Origin of the sequence: Pseudomonas fluorescens, from assembly GCF_902497995.1 — a bacterium.
Classification (GTDB): Bacteria; Pseudomonadota; Gammaproteobacteria; order Pseudomonadales; family Pseudomonadaceae; genus Aquipseudomonas; species Aquipseudomonas fluorescens_BK.
Window position 1 is genome coordinate 173661 of the sequence record NZ_CABVII010000005.1, and the last position, 20576, is coordinate 194236.

At 60.8% G+C, this 20576-nt stretch carries 16 protein-coding genes; 8 read left to right on the forward strand and 8 right to left on the reverse strand.

Annotated elements, in window-relative coordinates:
• Positions 1–26: 26 nt before the first annotated feature.
• The 3 genes from F8N80_RS08055 to F8N80_RS08065 all read right to left on the reverse strand — a co-directional run bounded on the left by F8N80_RS08055 (position 27) and on the right by F8N80_RS08065 (position 4347).
• A complete protein-coding gene (locus tag F8N80_RS08055) occupies positions 27–1715 on the reverse strand; it encodes an amidohydrolase (RefSeq protein ID WP_150746363.1) in 1689 nt (562 codons plus the stop codon).
• A 142-nt stretch (positions 1716–1857) separates the two neighbouring features.
• On the reverse strand, positions 1858–3264 hold the full coding sequence (locus F8N80_RS08060; RefSeq protein ID WP_150746362.1) for an MFS transporter: 1407 nt from the start codon (positions 3262–3264) through the stop codon (positions 1858–1860).
• A gap of 165 nt (positions 3265–3429) precedes the next feature.
• Entirely contained in the window at positions 3430–4347 is a 918-nt protein-coding gene (locus F8N80_RS08065) for a LysR substrate-binding domain-containing protein (protein WP_150746361.1), read from the reverse strand.
• A 113-nt stretch (positions 4348–4460) separates the two neighbouring features.
• Here F8N80_RS08065 and F8N80_RS08070 point away from each other — a divergent pair, with 113 nt between their 5' ends.
• The 6 genes from F8N80_RS08070 (at position 4461) to F8N80_RS08095 (ending at position 12442) form a co-directional block, all read left to right on the forward strand.
• Positions 4461–6182: an acyl-CoA dehydrogenase family protein gene (locus F8N80_RS08070; RefSeq protein ID WP_150746360.1), complete on the forward strand. Its 1722-nt coding sequence runs from the start codon at positions 4461–4463 to the stop codon at positions 6180–6182.
• A gap of 32 nt (positions 6183–6214) precedes the next feature.
• Positions 6215–7405 (forward strand): CaiB/BaiF CoA transferase family protein, encoded by a 1191-nt coding sequence (locus F8N80_RS08075; RefSeq protein WP_150783648.1) that lies wholly within the window; start codon positions 6215–6217, stop codon positions 7403–7405.
• A 77-nt stretch (positions 7406–7482) separates the two neighbouring features.
• The gene (locus tag F8N80_RS08080; protein ID WP_150746358.1) at positions 7483–8277 is read left to right on the forward strand and encodes an enoyl-CoA hydratase; all 795 of its coding nucleotides are present in this window, start codon (positions 7483–7485) and stop codon (positions 8275–8277) included.
• Positions 8274–9806 (forward strand): 3-hydroxyacyl-CoA dehydrogenase, encoded by a 1533-nt coding sequence (locus tag F8N80_RS08085; RefSeq protein ID WP_150783649.1) that lies wholly within the window; start codon positions 8274–8276, stop codon positions 9804–9806. Before F8N80_RS08080 ends, F8N80_RS08085 begins: the two co-directional genes overlap by 4 nt.
• A gap of 34 nt (positions 9807–9840) precedes the next feature.
• Entirely contained in the window at positions 9841–11043 is a 1203-nt protein-coding gene (locus F8N80_RS08090) for a 3-oxoadipyl-CoA thiolase (protein ID WP_150746356.1), read from the forward strand.
• Between the two features lie 73 nt (positions 11044–11116).
• Positions 11117–12442, forward strand: coding sequence for an OprD family porin (locus tag F8N80_RS08095; protein ID WP_150746355.1), 1326 nt, complete (start codon positions 11117–11119; stop codon positions 12440–12442).
• Positions 12443–12554: 112 nt separating this feature from the next.
• Here F8N80_RS08095 and F8N80_RS08100 read toward each other — a convergent pair whose 3' ends face one another.
• Positions 12555–13457, reverse strand: coding sequence for a LysR family transcriptional regulator (locus tag F8N80_RS08100; protein WP_150746354.1), 903 nt, complete (start codon positions 13455–13457; stop codon positions 12555–12557).
• 365 nt (positions 13458–13822) lie between these two features.
• Between F8N80_RS08100 and F8N80_RS08105 the strand changes: the two genes are divergently transcribed.
• On the forward strand, positions 13823–15160 hold the full coding sequence (locus F8N80_RS08105; RefSeq protein WP_150783650.1) for an MFS transporter: 1338 nt from the start codon (positions 13823–13825) through the stop codon (positions 15158–15160).
• Positions 15161–15256: 96 nt separating this feature from the next.
• The gene (salA, locus tag F8N80_RS08110) at positions 15257–16540 is read left to right on the forward strand and encodes a salicylate 1-monooxygenase (protein ID WP_150783651.1); all 1284 of its coding nucleotides are present in this window, start codon (positions 15257–15259) and stop codon (positions 16538–16540) included.
• A 229-nt stretch (positions 16541–16769) separates the two neighbouring features.
• On the opposite strand, the gene F8N80_RS08115 is transcribed toward salA, so the two are convergent.
• The 4 genes from F8N80_RS08115 to F8N80_RS08130 all read right to left on the reverse strand — a co-directional run bounded on the left by F8N80_RS08115 (position 16770) and on the right by F8N80_RS08130 (position 20574).
• Positions 16770–17387, reverse strand: a complete 618-nt coding sequence (locus F8N80_RS08115; RefSeq protein ID WP_150746351.1) for an RraA family protein — start codon at positions 17385–17387, stop codon at positions 16770–16772.
• Positions 17388–17390: 3 nt separating this feature from the next.
• Entirely contained in the window at positions 17391–17780 is a 390-nt protein-coding gene (locus F8N80_RS08120; RefSeq protein WP_150746350.1) for a RidA family protein, read from the reverse strand.
• Positions 17781–17839: 59 nt separating this feature from the next.
• Positions 17840–19165, reverse strand: a complete 1326-nt coding sequence (locus tag F8N80_RS08125; RefSeq protein WP_150746349.1) for an OprD family porin — start codon at positions 19163–19165, stop codon at positions 17840–17842.
• An 80-nt stretch (positions 19166–19245) separates the two neighbouring features.
• Entirely contained in the window at positions 19246–20574 is a 1329-nt protein-coding gene (locus F8N80_RS08130; RefSeq protein ID WP_150746348.1) for an MFS transporter, read from the reverse strand.
• Positions 20575–20576: the final 2 nt, after the last annotated feature.

The window sequence follows — 20576 nt, forward strand, 5'->3', positions numbered from 1 at the left end:
GCAGGCAGCAGCCTGCCAACTCCGGATCAGTTGGGCGCCTGGTAGACGGATTGGCCTTCTACAATCGTTTCGAGCACCTTGATGTCCTTGATGGCCATCGGATCGACTTTCGCGATGTTGTCCGACAGAACCACCATATCCGCATACTTCCCGACCTCGATCGACCCACGGTCCTTTTCTTCAAAATTCTGGTAGGCCGCGTTGATCGTCGTCGCTCGAAGTGCATCGGCCACCGGAATGCGTTGAGCTGCGCCCAGGACTTGGCCGCTGGTGGTCACCCGGTTCACTGCAGCCCAGATCAGGCGCATCGGTTCCATCGGTACGATGGGGGTATCGGTGTGGATGGTGTAGATCAGGTCACGATCCTTGGCCGATCGCGTCGGGCTGATACGTTCCGCGCGGTTTTTACCCAGGAACAGGTCGCGATGCCGGTCACCCCAGTAATAGGTGTGCAGGACAAAGAAGGAGGGGATGGCGTTGAGACGCTTGACCTCGTCAAGTTGGTCCTCGCGCATCATCTGCGAGTGGATCACCACTTGCCGGGCATCTTTGCGCGGGAACACTTCTTGCGCTTTGCGGTAGGCGTAAAGCACATCGTCGATCGCCGCATCGCCATTGGCGTGAATCATCATCTGGCGGCCGGACTTGTGAACCTGCAATACCCGACTGGCCAGATCCTCACGGGTGAAGCGTGGGAATCCGCGGTAAGTCGTGTCGCCATGGAACGGCGTATGGTAGTGCTCGCCGAGAAATCCGGTATAGCCTTGAATCGACCCGTCCGAGAAGTCCTTGACCCCGCCCACCTTGATCTTGCCGCTTGTTAGCGCAACCTTGTCCACCGCGTCCATGGAGTCGAAACTGCTCCAGGTCACCACCCGGATCGGTAGTTTTCCAGCCTGAGCGGAGTCGTCGAGCATTTTCAACAGCACTGGCGTGGTCCCGGACCCGTGATTGGCCGTGGTGACACCGTGCGCCGCATACCATTGCCCGGCCAGGCGGATGCCCTCCAGTTGCTGGGCTTCGGTCAGCGCAGGCCTGAGTTTGCCAACCAAGGGCAATGCAGTCTCCTCCAGCACGCCATTGGGTTCGCCATTGGCATCCCTGCGAATGACCCCGCCAGGCGGGTTGGGGGTGTTGGCCGTGATGCCGGCAAGTGCCAGTGCTGCGCTGTTGGCGACCGTGAGATGACCGGATACATGGGTGATGTAAAGCGGCTGGGTACTGGAAACCTTGTCGAGATCGGCCCGTGTGGGATGGCGCTTTTCGGCAAGCAGCGTGTCGTCGTACCCCGAACCGCTGACCCACTCCTGCGGGCCGACCCTGGCCTGTTGGGCCTTCAGTAACCCGACGAGGTCGTCGATGTTGCGAACAGTACCGATGGGCGGACTGTTCAGGTCGGCCACGAATGTCCCGGTGATTCTGGAAATCGCGAAATGGCTGTGGGCATCATAGATACCGGGAATCATGGTTTTCCCCTTCAGGTCCACCACCCGGGTATTGGCGCCGATGTATCCGGCAAGGGCCTTGGATCCTCCCACCGCGACGATTTTGCCGTCTCGAACCGCAACCGCTTCAGCCGCACTATTGTCCTTGTCGACCGTCAACACGTTGCCATTGGTATAAACCACTTGGGCTTCTGTCCTGGACGGGTCTTCAGCGGCGTAGGCGTTGACCGCCAGTGAGGCAAGAAGCGCAAAGGTAAATTTCTGGTGCATTCAAAATCTCCTGGGTATCTGTTGCAGGGGGCTGCAACAGAACGGGAAGTCATTCAGCTCATGGACAGAGGATGTTTTTTTCGACCACGACCTCAGTCAATCCAGACTTTGGCCATGGTCAAGAGCAGTGGGAAGCGTCGGTTCAGGGGGTCACGAAGGCGGCTGAACCCTGCTTCCTGTCGGTCCCGTTCGTGTGGGATGGGCCGCTGTCATCGCGCGCGCGCTCATCGGCATCCGCCTGTTCTGCGGTAGAGAGATCCGAGGCCGTATGGCCGATACGCTTGAGCAGCAGAAGCATGCATACCAGAGAAACCAGGGCGTAGGACGCTGAAGCTATCGCCACGCCGATGATGCTGCCGGTCGAGTTGAGAATGCCTTGGGCCAATACCGGTGTCGCGCCGCCGACCAGCAACGAACAAAGCTGGTAGGAAATCGACAAGCCGCTGTAGCGCACCTTGGTCGGGAAAGCGCGCGCCAGGATGCCGCCGACGGCGCCATAAAACATGGAGTGCGGAATGGTGGCCAGGCACATGCCGAGCACCGCGATCCAGTAGATCTTGGTTTCCACGGCGAAGAACATCGCCGGCATGAGGATCAGCTCCGGAATGATCATCAGGGCGACGGCCTTGCGCATGTCCATCTTCGACACCAGCAGTGCGCCGAAGGGCTGGACAATGAACTGCACGACCAGGGAAATAACGATGACGCTGAGGAATGTGCTTTGTGCGTAACCCAACTCCTTGGTGGCCCAGGACAGGGCAAAGGTACTCTTGAAGTAAGTCACATGGATGATCGGCAATACACCGGCACCGAGCAGCACAATCTGCCAATGGTTGCGCAACACTTCCAGAATGGGCAGCTTGACGGTCTTCTTCTGCTTCATGAGTCGCTTCATGTCATCCGACTCTTCCAGCTTGAGGCGAATGACCATGCCGACGATCACCAAGGCTGCGGACAGCAGGAACGGAATGCGCCAGCCCCAGAGCATGAAGTCCGATACCGGAAGGGCACTGAGCCCGAAGAACACCAGGGTCGCCAGCAGATTACCTGCGGGGGAGCCCTGCTGGGCGAAGGCGGCATACATGATGCCCTTGCCCTTGGGCGCGTTTTCGCTGGCGATCAGAATGGCGCCACCCCATTCACCACCCACCGCGATACCCTGGATGATGCGCAGGACCACCAGGGCAATCGGGGCCCAGATGCCTATCTGCAGGTAAGTGGGCAGCAGACCGATGCAGGTGGTGGCCACCCCCATCATGACCAGCGTGATCACCAGGGTGGTCTTGCGGCCGATTTTGTCCCCCAGGTGCCCGAAGATAATCCCGCCTATCGGCCGCGCGACAAACCCGGCCCACAGTGTGAGGAAGGACAGCAAGGTGGCGGTGCCAGGCGCAAGGTCGGCAGGAAAGAACACCTTGCCAAAGACCAGGGCAGCGGCAATGCCATAGGCATAGAAGTCATACCACTCGATGGTTGTTCCGATGAACGAAGCCACTCCCGCCTTGCGGGCTCTCTTATGCTGCGCGGCAACTTCCTGGACGGCATTCATATTAAGTTCCTGCTTGTTATTATTTTCATATGACCCCTCGAAAACGGTGAAGAGGTTTGTTGATCGTATCGGCGCCCCCGGCGCTGGCAAGGTCCGATAGGTTGGAGCCTATACAGACGCAATGATAAAAAATAATGATTAAATTTTATTGTGTGATACGGGATTTCATATGGTCGAGCCGGTTTGAACACCAGCAGCACCCGGCGGCTGCAAGGCCTTGAATACTTCAAGGAAGCTCTGCGCAGCGGCGGACGGCAACACGGCAAGACGAATGGCGTGGATCTCGGAAAGTGCGCCAGTGCCGTTGATTTCGCAATAATGCACACCGTCCTTCCAGGTCGTGGCTAATGTCTGGGGCACCAGGGCTACACCCATCTCGTAAGCGACCATAGTCACCACGGTTTGCCAAAGGCGGGTCTCATGGCGAATTCGCGGGCTGAAACCGGCCGCCACGCAGCGGGCGATGATCAGATCGTGATAGTGAGGGGAGACTGTGCGTGGAAACAGGATGAAGTCGTCGTCCGCGAGGGACGCCAGGTCGATTCGCGATTGGTCCGCCAGCCGATGAGAGGAGGGCAGGCAGCAGAGAAATGGCTCGCGCAGAATAGGCTCGCAGCAAATGCTCTCGGGAAATTTGCTCCAGTGAACGAAACCTATATCAATCTGGCCGCGCTGCAATGCCTGCGACTGTTCGGCACTGTTCATCTCGGTCAGGACGATCTCGGTATCAGGGTGGTCCCGCTCGAATGCCTTGACCGCCTGAGGCAGGCCGCGGTACAGGATGGAGTTGACAAAGCCGACACTCAGACGCCCGGCGAAACCCTGGGCTGAACGCAAGGTCAGGCGCTTGGCCTGCTCGGCGCGCAGCAGCAGGTAACGCGCCTCGTCGAGCAGCACTTGGCCGGCGTTGGTCAAGCTCACCGACTTGTTATTGCGATTGAGCAACTGGATGTCCAGTTGGCTTTCGAGTTTCTTGATGTCGAAGCTCAGGGCCGGTTGGGAGATGAATAATCGCGCGGCCGCTCGTCCAAAGTGGAGCTCTTCGGCGACGGCGACAAAGTAACGAAGTTGCTTGAGATCCATGATGATCTGCCTCGTTCTACGATAAGTTTTGGTTATCGTAGTTGATTTACTTTGTATTAGATAGTTATCGGCGGCGACTCTACTCTTGGCTCACAAGAACCAGGAGAGTCACCATGAATGCCCTGCCGGAACGCGACCACGATCCACTGAATATCCCCGATAGCCGGGGTCTGAACCTGTTCGAATGCGATACCGGCCTGGCCGCTTTGCTCAAGGTTTATCTGCCGTCCGAACTTTATGCCAAATGGCTGCCGACCTGGCAGCAACTCGGCGCCCGAGCCGGTGGCGAGCTGGATGTGCTGGCGCTTTCGGCCGACAAGAACCCGCCGAAACTGTTGCCGCGCACCCGTCGTGGTGAAGACATTCAGAGCATTCAGAAGCACCCGGATTTCGTCGAGCTGGAGCGGGTGGCTTATGCCGAGCTCGGCCTGGCTGCGATGAGCCACCGTGACGACGGCACGCTGCCGCTGACCAAGTATGCCTTGACCTATCTGTTCGTGCAGGCCGAGTTCGGCCTGTGCTGTCCGGTCAGCATGACCGACTCCCTGACCCGCACCTTGCGCAAGTTCGGCTCCCCCGAGTTGGTGGCGCGGTACTTGCCGTCGCTGGTCTCGCAGGATTTCGACAGCCTGTTCCAGGGTGCCATGTTCATGACCGAGCAAGCGGCCGGCTCCGATGTCTCACGCACCCAGACCCGGGCGAGGCTGACGGATGGCGAGTGGCAATTGTTTGGCGAAAAGTGGTTCTGCTCCAATCCCGATGCCGACCTGGCCATGGTCCTGGCACGTCCCGAAGATGCGCCGCAAGGCATGTCGGGCGTGAGCCTGTTCCTGTTGCCCAAGCTGCGCCCGGATGGTTCGCGCAACGCCTACCGGATTCAGCGCTTGAAAGACAAACTCGGTACACGCTCGATGGCCAGCGGCGAGATCACCCTCGAAGGCGCCACCGCTTACCTGATTGGCGAAGTCGGTCGCGGGTTCCAGCAAATGGCCGACATGGTCAATATGTCGCGCCTGTCCAACGGCGTGCGCGCGGCCGGGTTGATGCGCCGGGGCGTCAACGAAGCGATGTACATCGCGCGTCATCGTCGGGCCTTTGGCAAGCACTTGATCGACATGCCGCTGATGCAGCGTCAGTTGCTGAAAATGATGTTGCCCACCGAGCAGGCGCGCTCGATGTTCATGCAAATCGCCACGCTGCTGCCCAGGGCCGATGCCGGCGATGAAGCGGCGCGCAAATGCGTGCGCATCCTGACCCCGCTCATCAAGTTCCGTGCCTGCCGCGACGCGCGCCGGGTCACCGGCGATGCCATGGAAGTGCGTGGCGGGATCGGCTACATCGAAGAATGGAGCGATGCGCGACTGGTGCGCGATGCCCACCTGGGTTCGATCTGGGAAGGCACCAGCAATATCGTGGCGCTGGATATCGGCCGCGCCGTGACCCGGGAGCAGGCCCTCGAACCTTTGCATCAGCATCTCGTCAGCGTACTGGCCGAGGCCGCCTTGCCGGCTGACAGCCATCGCTTGTTCGAGTCCGTGCTGCAACGGACCGTGGCGCGACTGGCCGAGGTTGCCCATGAGCGCCGCGATGAACAGGTGCGCCAGGCCGGTAGTTCGCTCTATCACATCGCCACCGCGATTTTCATGGCCTGGGAAGCCAGCCGTCAGCCGGATAACGCTCGCCGCCTGGCCTTGGCCCATCTGCTGCTGCAACACAAGCTTCTGCCCCGCGACCCGTTGAATCCCGAGCCTGCGATCGACGCCGGACTGCTGTCGCGCCTGGCCAACGAATGCCCGCTGTCGCAAGCCGAAGCCATGCAGCTGTTGCCGGTCTGAACGGCCCTCACCCTATTGAGCAGAGTGTACTTATGAATCAGTCCAAAGGGGCCCTCGAGGGCCTGAAAGTGATCGATCTCAGCCGAGTGCTGGGCGGGCCTTACTGCTCCCAGGCATTGGCGGACCATGGCGCCGACGTGATCAAGCTGGAACCCCTGGGCGGCGATGAAACGCGCGGTTGGGGCCCGCCCTGGGAGGGCGCGGACGCCTCCTATTATCGCGGCGTCAACCGCAACAAGCAGGGGATCGCCGTGGACCTGTCCCGGCCCGAAGGCATCGAGCTGCTGATGTCCCTGCTGGAAGGCGCCGACGTACTGGTCGAGAACTTCAAGCCCGGTACCTTGAAGCGCTGGGGCATCGATTACACCGAAGTCCTGAGCCAGCGTTTTCCCGGGCTGATCCACTGCGCGATCTCCGGTTTCGGTGGCGATGGCCCGTTGGGTGACCTGCCCGGTTACGACGCCGTGATCCAGGCGATGGCCGGGCTGATGAGCGTCAACGGCGATGCCGACAGTGGTGCGCTGCGCATTGGCCTGCCTATTGTCGACATGGTGACTGGGCTGAATGCCCTGGCGGGGGTTCTGCTGGCGCTCAATGAGCGCCATCGCAGCGGCCTGGGGCAGTCCCTGGACATCACCCTGTACGACTGCGGTGTGTCGTTGCTGCATCCGCATGTCCCTAACTATCTGGCTTGCGGCAAGATCCCGCAGTTGACCGGCAATGCCCATCCGAACATTGCCCCCTATGACAGTTATTGCACGGGCACCGAGCCGATTTTCCTGGCGGTGGGCAACGACGGCCAGTTCGCCAAATTGTGTGCGCAACTGGGCGCCAGCGAAATGCTCGAGGATCCGCGTTTTGCCAACAACGGCACGCGCTCGGGCAACCGCGAGGCGCTGAAGCAGGCGCTGGAAATGCACTTGGCCAGCCATGACGGAGCGGCTTTGGCGCAACAGCTGATCAGGGCCGGGGTGCCTTGCGGGGCCATCGCGACGATCGACACCGTGGTCGCCCATCCGCATACCGCGCACCGCGGCATGTTGGTGGATATCGGCGACGACTATCGGGGCATCGGCTCCCCGGTGAAGCTTTCGCGCACCCCGGCCACCTATCGCAGTGCGCCCCCCACCTTGGGGCAAAACACCCGTGAAGTGCTCGAAGGCCTGGGGCTGGATGAGCAGGTGATCGAAAAGCTCTATGCAACCGGCATCGTTCGCGGTTAACGCCGAACACCGATATCGCCAGTCGCGCTTGGGGCTGGCATTGGATCTACCCCTTATACCCTATGGCAGGAGAGCCCATGAGCCACGAGTCCGTTTGTCTTGAACCCTTGGTCCTGCTGGAGCAGCCCGCGCCGGGCGTGGCGCTGCTGCGGCTCAATCGGCCCAAGGCGCGCAATGCGCTGAACATGGCATTGCGTGAGGAACTGGCCGGGCATTTTCGGCGCCTCGATGAGTGTGTCGATACCCGCGTCATCATTCTCACCGGCAGCGACACGGTATTTGCCGCTGGCGCGGACCTCGGTGAGTTGGTCGACGCCACGGTGATAGATGTGTATGCACGGCATGCCGAGCGTCATTGGCAAGCCATTTCTGCGTGTAGCAAACCGGTGATCGCCGCGGTCAACGGCTTCGCCCTGGGCGGTGGCTGCGAGCTGGCGATGCATTGCGATCTGATCATTGCCGGCACCTCCGCACGTTTCGCCCAACCGGAAGTCAAGGTCGGGGTCATGCCGGGTGCCGGCGGCACTCAGCGTCTGGTGCGTGCCGTCGGCAAGTTCCAGGCGCTGCGCATGTTGTTCACCGGCTGCCAGGTGACGGCCGAAGAGGCGCTGCGCATGGGCCTGGTCAGCGAGGTGGTGGCGGACGCCGAGACCCTGGCGTCGGCCCTGGCGATCGCGGTCAGCATCGCCGCTATGCCGCAGATCGCCGTGGCGCAGATCAAAGAGGTGGTGCTTGCAGGCACGGATCTGCCGCTGGAGCAGGCGCTGGTGCTGGAACGCAAGGCCTTCCAGTTGCTGTTTGCTTCCAGCGATCAAAAAGAGGGCATGCAGGCCTTTCTGCAAAAACGCCAACCGGAGTACATCGGTCGATGAATCCACACTCATTGCAACGCATCGGTGTAGTCGGGACGGGCGCCATGGGGCAGGGCATCGCCCAGATCATGGCCCAGGCCGGCTTGAACGTCTTACTGTTCGATGCTCGCGAAGGTGCGGCGAGCGCGGCGCGAGAGCAACTGGCGGCGACCTTCGCCAAGTTGCAAGAGAAGGGCCGGATCACCCCGCAAGCGGCCAGCGAGGCGCTGGAGCATTTGCAGGTGGTCAATAGCCTGCAAGCCCTGGCTGGCTGCCAATTGGTGGTCGAGGCGATCGTCGAGAACCTCGAGGTCAAGCAGGGTCTGTTCCGGCAACTGGATGAGTTGCTCGATCAAACGACTGTGCTGGCGAGCAATACCTCGTCACTGTCGATCACCGCGATCGCTTCCGTCTGCAAGCACCCCGGGCGCGTGGCCGGGCTGCATTTTTTCAACCCGGTACCGCTGATGCGCCTGGTCGAAGTGATCGGCGGTATCGCAACCCGACCTGACGTCATCGAGCAACTGCAGGCGCTGGTCAAACGCGTCGGTCACTACCCGGCCATCTCCAAGGACTCCCCGGGGTTTATTGTCAACCACGCCGGTCGAGCCTTCGGCACCGAGGCGTTGCGCATGCTCAGTGAGGGCATCGCGCCGGTGGCGCTGATTGACGCCGTATTGCGCGACGGTGCCGGCTTTCGCATGGGGCCGTTCGAGTTGTTAGACCTGATCGGCCTGGATGTCAGCCTGCCGGTGATGGAGTCGGTGTATCGGCAGTTCTATGAAGAACCCCGTTATCGTCCCCATCCACTGTTGCAACTGATGCAAGCGGGCGGGCACCTGGGGCGCAAGAGCGGCCAGGGATTTTATCGGTACGAAGGGAAGGGCGCCGCACCGCGCTGGGTTCAGCCGGTGCCGCAGTGTCCGCAGCTGCCGCCTGTGTGGGTGGCGGGCGATGATGACATTGGCCGCACGCGCCTGTTGGCCTTGCTTGAGCACCTGGGCGCCGAGATCGAGCGCGGCCCGCACCCGTCCGCCGAGGCCTTGTGCGTGCTGGCCTCGCTGGGTGACGACACCGCCGAATCGGCCCTGCGGCACGACACAGACCCCGCGCGCACGGTGGCGATCGATACCTTGCTGGAACTCGATAGCCTGCGTTGCCTGATGGTCAGCCCGGCGACCCGGATGGACATGCAGAATGCCGCCCATGCGCTGTTCAGCGCCGATGGCGGCACGGTGGCGATGATCCGTGACAGCTGCGGTTTCATCGTCCAGCGCACCCTGGCCTCGATCGTCAACCTGGCCTGCGATATCGCGCAGCAGGGCATCGCCTCGGTCGCCGACATCGACATGGCGGTGCGCCTGGGCCTGGGTTATCCGCAGGGGCCGCTGGCATGGGGCGACCAGTTGGGCGCTACGCGCCTGCTGCAGATCCTGCAACGCATGCATGACCTCACCGGTGACCCGCGTTACCGCCCCAGCGGTTGGCTACGCAGACGGGCGCGCCTGGGAATGTCCCTGTGCCAGCCAGAAAACCTGATGCCGGCCTGATTTGACTCAACCCTTTTTTATCGGAAGCATTGCCATGCTTGATGCCTATGTTTACAGCGGTTTGCGTACGCCTTTCGGTCGACATGCCGGGAGCCTGTCCGGGGTGCGCCCGGATGATTTGGTCGGGGGCCTGTTGGCCCGGATCATGGAAGCGTCGAGTTTCCCTGCACAAGCGCTGGAAGATGTGATTCTCGGCTGCACCAATCAGGCCGGCGAAGACAGCCGCAATCTGGCGCGCAATGCCTTGCTCAGTGCGGGGTTGCCGATGAGCGTGCCGGGGCAGACCGTCAACCGATTGTGCGCCAGTGGTCTGTCGGCAGTGATCGATGCGGCGCGGGCGATCACCTGCGGCGAAGGCCGGCTGTACCTGGCTGGCGGCGTCGAGAGCATGTCCCGGGCGCCCCTGGTGATCGCCAAGGCCGAAAGCCCGTTCAGCCGGACCCAGGAAATGGCTGACAGCACTATTGGTGCACGCTTTGCCAACCCGAAGCTGGTGCAGCGCTACGGCAACGACAGCATGCCGCAGACCGGCGACAACCTGGCCGAGGTGTTTTCCATCACGCGCGAGGACGCCGACCGTTTTGCCGCCGCCTCTCAAGCACGCTACCAGGCCGCCTTGCAGGCTGGCGTGCTGGACGATGAAATCCTCGCCATCGACGTACCGGTCGGGCCCAAGGGCCAGACCCAGCGCATCAGTCACGATGAACATCCGCGACCGCAGTCCGACCTGGCCGCTTTGTCACGGTTGAAGCCGCTGTTTGCCGGTGGTGTCGTCACGGCAGGCAACGCCTCGGGAATCAACGATGGTGCCGCCGCCGTGCTGCTGGGCAACCGCGAGATTGGCATCGCCCATGGGGTACAACCCATGGCGCGGATTCTCTCCTCGGCAACGGTCGGGGTGGAGCCCCGAATCATGGGTATCGGGCCGCACCAGGCGATTCTGCGGGCGTTGCAGCGCGCCGGTATCAGTCTTGAACAGGTCGACTTGATCGAGATCAACGAGGCGTTCGCCCCACAGGTGTTGTCCTGCCTCAAGGCACTGGAGCTGAGTTTCGACGACCCGCGGGTCAATCCCAACGGCGGCGCCATCGCCATCGGCCATCCATTGGGTGCCTCCGGCGCCCGGCTGGTGCTGAGTGCCTGTCGCACCTTGCAACGCAACAACCTGCGTTACGCCGTCGTCAGCCTCTGCGTCGGGGTGGGCCAGGGCGTGGCCATGGTCATCGAGCGCGTCTGAGCCTGGAGCTCTGCGCAACCCCTTATATCAACAATAAAAAAGGGCGCTCAAGCGCCCATGGGATAGCTTTGTCATGAATCAGAATTCAACCCTGACACGCCTGGCACTGGGCATCTTCACCTGTTCCGTCGGCCAGCTCGCCCACGCCGACTTCATCAAGGACAGCCATGCCAGCCTGGGCTTGCGCAACATGTACCTCAACCATGACTACCGCGATCAGCCGGGCCCGGCCGGACAGAGCAAGACCGAGGAGTGGGCCCAGGGGTTCCTGCTCAATTACACCTCCGGCTTCACGGCCGGGGCCCTGGGTTTCGGCGTGGATGCCATGGTTCTGCAGGGCGTGACGCTGGACAGCGGCGCGGGTGATCATCGCGGCAGCTCGATGATTCCAAGCGACGGCAATGGCGCCGCCAATGCATGGAGCCGTCTGGGCGTGACCGGCAAATCGCGCCTGGGCAAGACCGAGGCGCGGCTGGGCACACTGATGCCCAAGTTGCCGATCCTGCAGTCGAACGACGGTCGCCTGCTGCCGCAGACGTTCGAAGGGGCACAACTCACCAGCCAAGACATCGATAACCTGACCCTCACCGCTGGCCGCCTGGAGCAGGCCACGTCACGGGCGTCCAGTGACCGTACCGGCCTGGCGGTCAGTGGCGGCACCCGGGAAAGCGATGAATTCCTGTTCGCCGGCGCCGACTACAAACTCAGCAAAAACCTGACCGCACAATACTATGCGGCCAACCTCGAGGATTATTACACCCAGCAGTTTTTCGGCTTGCAGCATACGCTCGTGCTGGGTGAAGGCCAGTCGATCAAGACCGACCTGCGTTACTTCGATACCGGCGCAAGCGGTGCCAACGGCTCAGCCCGCGGCCGCGCCGACGGTTACCGCGTCGGGGGCTATACCCAGGATAATTCCGGCGAAATCGATAACCGTACCTGGAGTGCGATGTTCACCTACTCCGTGGGTGGCCATGCGCTGACGGGGGGCTACCAGCAGATTTCCGATGGCAGCAACTTTGTCCAGCTCAATCAGGGCACGCTGCCCGGCAAAGGTGCCCAGGGCGCGAGTCTCTATCTGTTTACCGATCGCCTGCTCGCCAGCTTCAACCGTGCCGGCGAACGCACCTGGTTCGGTCAGTACGCCTATGACTTCGCTCCGTTGGGCGTGCCAGGGCTGCGTGGTTCAGTGAGCTATTTCAAGGGCGATCACATCAAGAGCGCCACCAACGTCGAGCAGCAGGAATGGGAGCGCGACCTGGCGCTGGACTACGTCATCCAGAGTGGCCTGTTCAACGGAGTGGCCCTGGGTTGGCGCCATAGCACACTGCGCTCGCAGGTTGCTCCCGCTCAAGACCTGAATCGTCTGGTGGTCAGCTATACGCTGGCGCTGTTCTGATTTCCTGGCCCACTGTTATACAAGGGACTCAGCCAGGTGCGGTGGAATTTACGGGCTTTCTACTTGGCGCGAGGTGCTGTGGCAGGCCACGAGCTTCTTGAATGGGGTCCATTCAATCAGAGAACAACTCAAACATCAGCTGACGCAACCAGCGATTGGCCGGGTCCTTGTTGTATCGCGCATGCCAGAACAGATTGATCTCGATGTTCGGCAACTCCATGGGCGGCGCAAGTACAGCGAGTCCGAAGGGTTGTTCGCAACTGATAGCAAATCGTTCGGGCACTGTCGCCAGCAAATCCGTGCGTTGAAGTATGTGGCCTATCGCGACGAAATGCGGCACCTCCAACCGTATGTTTCGTTCGATGCCTTCACGTGCGAGGAAGGTATCAACGACGCCGTGTCCGGTGTTCGCTGCTACCACACGAACGTGGTCATAGCTGCAAAAGCGCTCAAGTGTCAGCGGCTCCCGGGTGGCTGGATGGCCCTTACGGCACAAGCAGACGTAGCGATGGTGGAACAAGCGTTGTTGAAAAAAACCCGCTTGAAGGTGAGGAAGCAAGCCGACTGCAAGGTCAATCGCACCATTTTGCAACCCTTCGGCCAAGGTATCGACATTGTTGCGCAGCGTACTGATCGAGCAACCCGGAGCGCGTTCAGCCAAGGCATCCATCAGTCTCGGCATGAAGTAGATTTCGCCGATATCCGTCATTGCCATGGTGAATCTGCGTTTGCAGTGCAGCGGATCAAACGTGTCCTGCCGGCTCAGTGCATCGCGTAACGTTTGAATGGCTTGCGCAACCGGTTCGGCCAGTTGCCGGGCATAGGGAGTGGGTTCCATCCCCTGGTAGGTGCGCACGAAAAGTTCGTCGTTCAAGGTGGTGCGCAACCGCTTGAGCGCGTTGCTCACAGCAGGCTGGGTCAGTTCAAGATTATCCGCCGCAGTCGATACCCTGCGGTCGATCAGCAGTTGGTTGAACACCAAAAGAAGATTGAGATCGAGCTCCCGTAATTCCATAACGCCTCGTGCAGGTTGGCTCATGCCAGGGCAATAAACCCGTCGCCCCTCGTTGGGTCTGCACCGCTCTGAGATGGCCGCTGCAAGAGCCGCAAGCCTATCAATTGCCATGGCGTCGCGTCCATCTCAATGGCTGCGTGGCTTTTGCTCGTCCCTGATGTTTATTCACACTCGAAATAACAGGTATGTGGATCACTGCATTTATCACGCCTGACGCCTTGGCCATGATCACTGCAATGCCCAAATCCTGAACGGTTTACGTCACGCAAGAACGACACGCATACCGATCAGCCAGTTGGGCACCGCGCAACCTGCGCAGGCCTCTGAACCTGCACCTCTATAACAATGACAAAAAGAGCGATGCCATGCGTACGATCGATGTATCGGCCCTGATTGACGGGGCTCGTTTCAATGCCTTCCACGCGCGCGTACTGTTCTGGTGCGCACTGATTATCATCTTCGACGGCTATGACCTGGTCATCTATGGCGTTGTGTTGCCCTCACTGATGGCCGAGTGGGGCCTGAGCTCATTGCAAGCTGGAGCGTTGGGTAGCTGTGCGCTGGTAGGCATGATGTTGGGTGCGCTGTTTTTCGGATCATTGTCTGACCGGATAGGCCGACGTAAAACCATCATGATCTGCGTAACCCTTTTCAGTGGAGTTACAGCAATCAACGGCCTGACGCAGACCCCAGAGGCGTTTGCGCTGTGCCGGTTTGTTGCCGGCCTGGGTATTGGCGGGGTCATGCCGAACGTTGTCGCGTTGATGAACGAGTATGCGCCCAAGCAATCGCGCAGTACCTTGGTTGCCCTCATGTTCAGTGGCTACTCTTTGGGCGGAATGTTGTCTGCCGGCCTGGGCATGGTGCTGATTCCCCTGTGGGGATGGCAAGCTGTGTTCTATGTAGCCTTGATTCCACTGTTGGCATTGCCATTTTTAATACGACAGTTGCCCGAGTCGATGGATTTTCTTCTGCGCACCGGGCAGACGATCAAGGCCCAGTCGCTATTGGCGCAGGCCGTACCGAGTTATGTGCCAAGTTCAGCCGATCAGTTGAACCGTATAGCCGCTAAAGGCTCGAGCGTGTCAATTGCACAGTTGTTTCAAGAGGGGCGCAAGTTGAGCACCTTCATGCTCTGGCTGGCGTTTTTCTGTTGCCTGCTGATGGTCTATGCATTGAGCTCCTGGTTGCCAAAACTCATGAGTGCCGCAGGGTACGGATTGAACTCGAGCCTGGCGTTTCTGGTGGTGCTCAATCTTGGTGCGATCATCGGCGCGGTAGCCGGTGGATGGCTGGGCGATCGAATCGGCATTGCCAAGGTCTTGTTCGTCTTCTTCTGCTGCGGGGCGTTGGCCCTGAGTCTACTGGCGCTCAAAGCGCCATTACCTGTGCTCTATTTGCTCATTGCCGTAGCCGGTGCGTGCACCATAGGCACGCAAATCCTGGCCAACGCCTGTACCGTCCAATATTACCCGCCGCAGATACGGGCTACCGGCCTCGGTTGGGCAATGGGCGTGGGTCGCACCGGTGCAATCATTGGTCCATTGCTGGGTGGCGCCTTGCATGCCTCTTCGCTGCCGTTACAGGCGAGCTTCCTCATCTTCGCCATTCCGGGATTGGTCGGGGCCATAGCCATTCTGGTCTTTCTGATACAAAACGCTTCGAGTCGTCAGGGCACAGCGTCCAGGCAATATTCACATTGATGATGCTATGTATTGGAGTTGCGGTATTTATCAATAGCACTCAGCTGGCGATGATTGGGTGACTCCAATAACAATCAGTCTCATGGGTGCCTTGCTATGCATACTTCTCAATCTACCTTGCACATCGGTATTGTCGGCGGTGGTATCGCCGGCGTTGCCTTGGCCCTGGATCTGTGCCGTCACTCCCATCTCAGCGTGCAGTTGTTCGAAGCTGCATCGGCCTTTGGCGAGGTCGGTGCAGGTGTCTCCTTCGGCGCCAATGCCGTACGCGCCATCGCGGGTCTGGGCATTGCCGAACCCTATCGGCAGATCGCCGACCGCACGCTTGATCCATGGCAGGATATCTGGTTCGAATGGCGCCGTGGCGAGGATGCCGGCTACCTTGGCGCCAGCCTGGCCGAAGGGGTAGGGCAGTCTTCGGTGCACCGTGCGGATTTTCTCGACGCGTTGGCCAGCCAACTGCCAGAAGGCATCGCACAATTCGGCAAGCGCGCGGTTAGCGTAGAGCAGGATGACAAACAGGCCCGCGTGTTATTCACCGATGGCAGCGAACATCATTGCGATCTATTGATCGCCGCTGACGGCATCAAGTCTTCGATTCGCGATCATGTTCTTCAAGGCCTTGGCCACCCCCTCGCGGCACCCCGCTTCAGCGGCACCTGTGCCTACCGCGGGATGATCGACAGTCAACAGTTGCGCGCGGCCTACCGGGCTCGGGGTGTCGATGAGCACCTGGTCGACGTCCCGCAGATGTACTTGGGGCGTGATGCCCACATCCTCACATTCCCGGTCAAACAAGGCCGACTGATCAATGTAGTGGCCTTCACTTCCGACCGCAGTCGGCCTGACCCGACCTGGCCGAGCGATTCCCCATGGGTTCGCAATGCCACCCAGGAAGAGATGCTTGCGGCCTTCACCGACTGGGGTGATGCCGCGCGCGTGCTGCTCGAATGCATTCCGTCCCCCACCCTTTGGGCTCTGCATGAACTCGAAGAGCTGCCAGGTTACGTACACGGCCGCGTAGGGCTGATCGGCGATGCGGCCCACGCGATGTTGCCGCATCAGGGGGCCGGTGCAGGACAGGGGTTGGAAGACGCCTGGCTCCTGGCCCGCTTGCTGGCTGAGCCACAAGTGCTGGCGAGCCGGCCACAGGCTGTGCTGGAGGCCTATGACGCCATCCGCCGTCCACGTGCCTGTCGTGTGCAGCGCACATCCTGGGAAGCCGGCGAACTCTACGAACTGCGCGATCCTGTTGTAGCCGACAACGAGCAGATGCTGGGTAAAACCCTCGCAGAGCGTTTCGAGTGGCTGTGGGATCACGACATGCAGTCCGACCTGCAAGAGGCTCGCAATCAACTGGGTTGGAAAGTTCTCGGCTAATGCCATTGATATCGACGCCGATCCGGTGTGGCAGGCGACCCACATGGAAAGCCGCCTGCCTACGGCCTGAAATGTTAGAACCGTAGCAAACAGTCGGCAGAAGCCCCCCAGAGGTAGTCGAGTGCTACACCTGTTTTATGCGTATGAAGGGCTTCGCGAAACGAGTCCAGGCGCCCGCTCCATGATGACGCGAGGCGCCGGAACCGTTGACTACATTTCAAGCGATCAATCATTCGACACGCAGCACGGACGCTATTGACTCTCCTGCTTCAAGACGTTCCAGCAGGCCGGGTTCTGCACGATCACTGGCCAGTGCCTGGTCGATGACTGCGGCAAGCGCCTGGCTGTCGAGAATCAGTAAACCGTTATCGTCACCCAGCACCAGATCGCCCGGGTACACCTGAACCCCTCCGCACTGCACCGGTACATTCAACTGGCTCTCGGCGTTGCCGTGCAGTTTGGTGGTCAGCAGGCTGGTGCCACGGGCGAACACGGGCAGTCCGGCTTCGCGCAGTTCAAGGATATCGGTCACCAGGCCATCGACCACGATGGCCCTGGCGCCTCGCGCTCGAGCCGCACAGGCGGTGACCGTGCCGACACAGGCGTGACGTCGATCACCGTTCATGTCAATCACCAGCACGTCGCCGTCTTGCAGGCTTGCCAGGGCGCGGTTGACGGCAATGGCATCGGCGTCGATCACGCTCAGTGTGACGGCCCGACCTACCACTTTGACGGCACTCAGCATCGAACGAATGTCGGTACTGACAAAGCCGTCCTCGAGCAGATGGCCGAGGGTGGCGAAGCTGACCTGATGGAGCTTTTCAAGCAATTGAGTATCGGCGTTCATGGGTTACCTCCGCGTTGCGCAATCAATGAGTTCGGCCACACAGTCAATTTCCAGTGCCACCCCCCAGAGTGCCACGCAGACCGTGGTGCGTGCCGGTGGCGCATGGCCGAGCACCTCGGTATAGACCCGGTTGAAGGGTTCCAGTTGAGCTGGATCGGTGAGATAGCCGTTAACCTTGATCACGTGATCGAAGTCCGAGCCCGCCGCGATCAGGATGGCTTCCAGGTTACGCAAGGTCTGGCGCACTTGTTCTTCGAAGCCTTCGGGTTGCTGGTCCAGTCCGCCCACGGCGGGTATTTGACCGGCAGTGAATACCAGATGGCCGCTGACCACCGCCTGGGAGTAAGGACCGACCGGGCCGATTGTGCCGGGTGCTGCCTGGATGCGTTTCATGAGTGAGCCTCGCTGAGAATAGAGGCCCGCCGACCCGACATGGGCGGCGGGCCGGTGAATCAGAACAATGCCAGGGTGTAGCTGACGATCAGGCGGTTCTGGTCCTGATTGGCGTCGGCCTCGGAGTGCAGAACGCCATAGCGCCAACCGAAACCCAGGCCTTTGAACGAGCCGTCCTGGATGACGTAATCCAGGGCCAGGTCACGCTCCCATTCCTGCTGATCGCTGCCGCTAGTGGTCTTGATCTGGCTGCCTTTGAGATAAACCAGCGACGCGCGAAGGCCCGGCACCCCCGAAGCAGCGAAGTCATAGGCGTACTGGCCGAACCAGGTGCGTTCGCCGGCCCGGTTGAAGCTGGCGAGCATGCGGTCGGTGAACAGATACAGGCTTGCGCCACCGGCCCCTTTGTCCGCCAGGGAACCCTGGTTGAGCTGGACGAAGTTGCTGCCATCGGAAACGCTCTGGTAACCGCCGGTCAACCCGTGACCACCAAGGCTGTAGGTGAAGAGGGCGCTCCAGGTGCGGTTGTCGATTTCACCGGCACCGTTTCGGCTATAGCCGCCCACCCGGTAACCGTCAGCCCGCCCGCTGGCCGAGCCGTTGGCGCCGTCGGAGGATGTATCGAAGTAGCGCAGGTCAGTCTTCAACGACTGGCCTTCGCCCAGTGCGAGCACATGCTGCAGCCCGAAAAAGTGCTGGGTGTAGTAATCCTCGAGATTGGCCAGGTAATACTGGGCGGTCAGATCTTTAGTGACTTTGTAGTCGGCACCGGCGAACAGAAACTCGTTGCTCTCCTGACGCCCACCGCTGACCGCCAAACCGGTGCGATCACTGGAGCCACGCCCGGTAGCGTGCTCCAGACGGCCGGCGGTCAAGGTCAGCTGGTCGAGGTCGCTGCTGGTAATCTGGCCGCCTTCAAAGGTCTGTGGCAGCAGGCGACCGTCGTTCGCCAGCAAGATCGGCAGCTTGGGCATCAGCGTGCCGTAACGCATTTCGGTCTTGTTCAAACGGGCTTTTGCGGTCAAGCCCAGGCGGCTCCATTCATCGGCAGCGCCATCACCCTCAGTCGGGATCATCGAGCTGCCGCGATGGCGGCCCTGGCCGCTGTCCAGGGTCAGGCCCATCAGCCCCAGCGCATCGACGCCAAACCCCAGGGTGCCGTCGGTGAAACCGGAGGCGTAATTGAGCATGAGCCCCTGCGCCCATTCCTCTGTCTTGCTCTGGCCGGCACTGCCGGGCCGGTCGCGGTAGTCGTTGTTGAAGTAGAAGTTACGCAAGCCCAGTGTGGCCTTGCTGTCGCTGATGAAATCGGCTGAAGCGACCTGGCTCAGGGTCAAAAGGCAAGCGCCGGCGCTCACGCAAAACAGGTGCAGGGTTTTTTCCATGGTGTACGAATCCGGAGGGTGCGTGAATGGCAGCAGGATCAAGTGCAGGTGGATTTATTTTTGTTGTGGGTCACTTGGTGCTATTCAGCCCGCCCGGCGCTCAAGTCGCGCTTGAAGGTTTCGGTCAGCAGCAACAGGGCAATCAGGGAGATGACCGCAGAGCCGATCAGGTACCAGGCCACTGACGAGCCTTTGCCGGTCATCGCCAGCAGGGCCGTGGTCACGATTGGCGTGGCCGCGCTGCCCAGCAGCCCGGAGAGCATGTAAGCCACCGATAGGCCGGAATAACGCACACGGGTGCCGAACAGCTCGGCGAGGAAGGTTGCGATGGGCCCGTAGTTGGCGGCGAACGCGGTCATCAACAGGCCATAGCCGAGAAACACCAGCGGCAGCTCGCGAGTATCCATCAGCCAGAACATCGGGAAGGCGACCAGCGCTTCACCGACGATACCGGCGATGATCACCGGCTTGCGGCCGAAGCGGTCGGATAGTGCGCCGAAGGCTGGTAAGAGCACGATGCACAGCGCACAGGAGGCCAGTACCACGCTGAGCATGATGGTGCGGCTGAAGCCCAGGGTCTGGGTTCCATAGGTCAGGCCGAAGGCGACGATGATGTTGAAAGACGCGCCGGTCGACATGGTCGCCACGCCGCCGAGCAGGACTTGCTTCCAGTATTTGCTGAAGACTTCGGCCAGCGGCAGCTTGATTTGCGGCTCGCTGGTTTGAGCCTTGTGGAACGCAGGGGTCTCGGTGATGTTGAGGCGGATGTAAAGGCCCACGGCAATCAGCAGCGCGCTGGCCAGGAACGGGATGCGCCAGCCCCAGGCAAGCATGTCTTCAGCCGGCAGCAGCCAGGCGATCGCCAGGAAGGCCAGGTTCGCAATCATGGTACCGGCCGGCACGCCGATCTGTACCCATGAACCATACAAGCCACGCTGGTGAGCGGGGGCATGCTCGACGGCCATCAACACCGCACCACCCCATTCACCGCCCAGGGCCAGGCCCTGGATGATCCGCAGGGTCAACAGCAGGATCGGTGCCCAGATGCCAATGCTGGCGTAATCCGGTAATAGACCGATGGCGAAGGTTGCCGCGCCCATGGTCAAGAGCGAAATCAGCAGCATCGATTTGCGCCCAAGCTTGTCGCCGTAGTGGCCGAACAAGGCCGCCCCGACGATGCGCGCACCATAAGCCGAAGCAAAGGTGCCGAACGCCAGGAGGGTGCCGATCAAGGCATCGAACTCCGGGAAGAAAATCTTGTTGAACACCAGGGCCGAAGCCGTGGCGAAAACAAACAGGTCGTACCATTCCACCGTGGTGCCGATGACGCTGGCGACGGCGACTTTTCTCATGTTGACGCTGGGTTCGACCGTCGAGGTAGCGGTCGGGATGTACGTGGGGCTGTTCATGC

Coding starts and splice junctions, on each gene's coding strand:
- F8N80_RS08085 (WP_150783649.1), top strand. CDS start 8,274: ATGAATCCACACTCATTGCAACGCATCGGTGTAGTCGGGACGGGCGCC.
- F8N80_RS08065 (WP_150746361.1), bottom strand. CDS start 4,347: ATGGATCTCAAGCAACTTCGTTACTTTGTCGCCGTCGCCGAAGAGCTC.
- F8N80_RS08055 (WP_150746363.1), bottom strand. CDS start 1,715: ATGCACCAGAAATTTACCTTTGCGCTTCTTGCCTCACTGGCGGTCAAC.
- F8N80_RS08090 (WP_150746356.1), top strand. CDS start 9,841: ATGCTTGATGCCTATGTTTACAGCGGTTTGCGTACGCCTTTCGGTCGA.
- F8N80_RS08075 (WP_150783648.1), top strand. CDS start 6,215: ATGAATCAGTCCAAAGGGGCCCTCGAGGGCCTGAAAGTGATCGATCTC.
- F8N80_RS08115 (WP_150746351.1), bottom strand. CDS start 17,387: ATGAACGCCGATACTCAATTGCTTGAAAAGCTCCATCAGGTCAGCTTC.
- F8N80_RS08130 (WP_150746348.1), bottom strand. CDS start 20,574: ATGAACAGCCCCACGTACATCCCGACCGCTACCTCGACGGTCGAACCC.
- salA (WP_150783651.1), top strand. CDS start 15,257: ATGCATACTTCTCAATCTACCTTGCACATCGGTATTGTCGGCGGTGGT.
- F8N80_RS08105 (WP_150783650.1), top strand. CDS start 13,823: ATGCGTACGATCGATGTATCGGCCCTGATTGACGGGGCTCGTTTCAAT.
- F8N80_RS08125 (WP_150746349.1), bottom strand. CDS start 19,165: ATGGAAAAAACCCTGCACCTGTTTTGCGTGAGCGCCGGCGCTTGCCTT.
- F8N80_RS08100 (WP_150746354.1), bottom strand. CDS start 13,457: ATGGAATTACGGGAGCTCGATCTCAATCTTCTTTTGGTGTTCAACCAA.
- F8N80_RS08060 (WP_150746362.1), bottom strand. CDS start 3,264: ATGAATGCCGTCCAGGAAGTTGCCGCGCAGCATAAGAGAGCCCGCAAG.
- F8N80_RS08095 (WP_150746355.1), top strand. CDS start 11,117: ATGAATCAGAATTCAACCCTGACACGCCTGGCACTGGGCATCTTCACC.
- F8N80_RS08120 (WP_150746350.1), bottom strand. CDS start 17,780: ATGAAACGCATCCAGGCAGCACCCGGCACAATCGGCCCGGTCGGTCCT.
- F8N80_RS08080 (WP_150746358.1), top strand. CDS start 7,483: ATGAGCCACGAGTCCGTTTGTCTTGAACCCTTGGTCCTGCTGGAGCAG.
- F8N80_RS08070 (WP_150746360.1), top strand. CDS start 4,461: ATGAATGCCCTGCCGGAACGCGACCACGATCCACTGAATATCCCCGAT.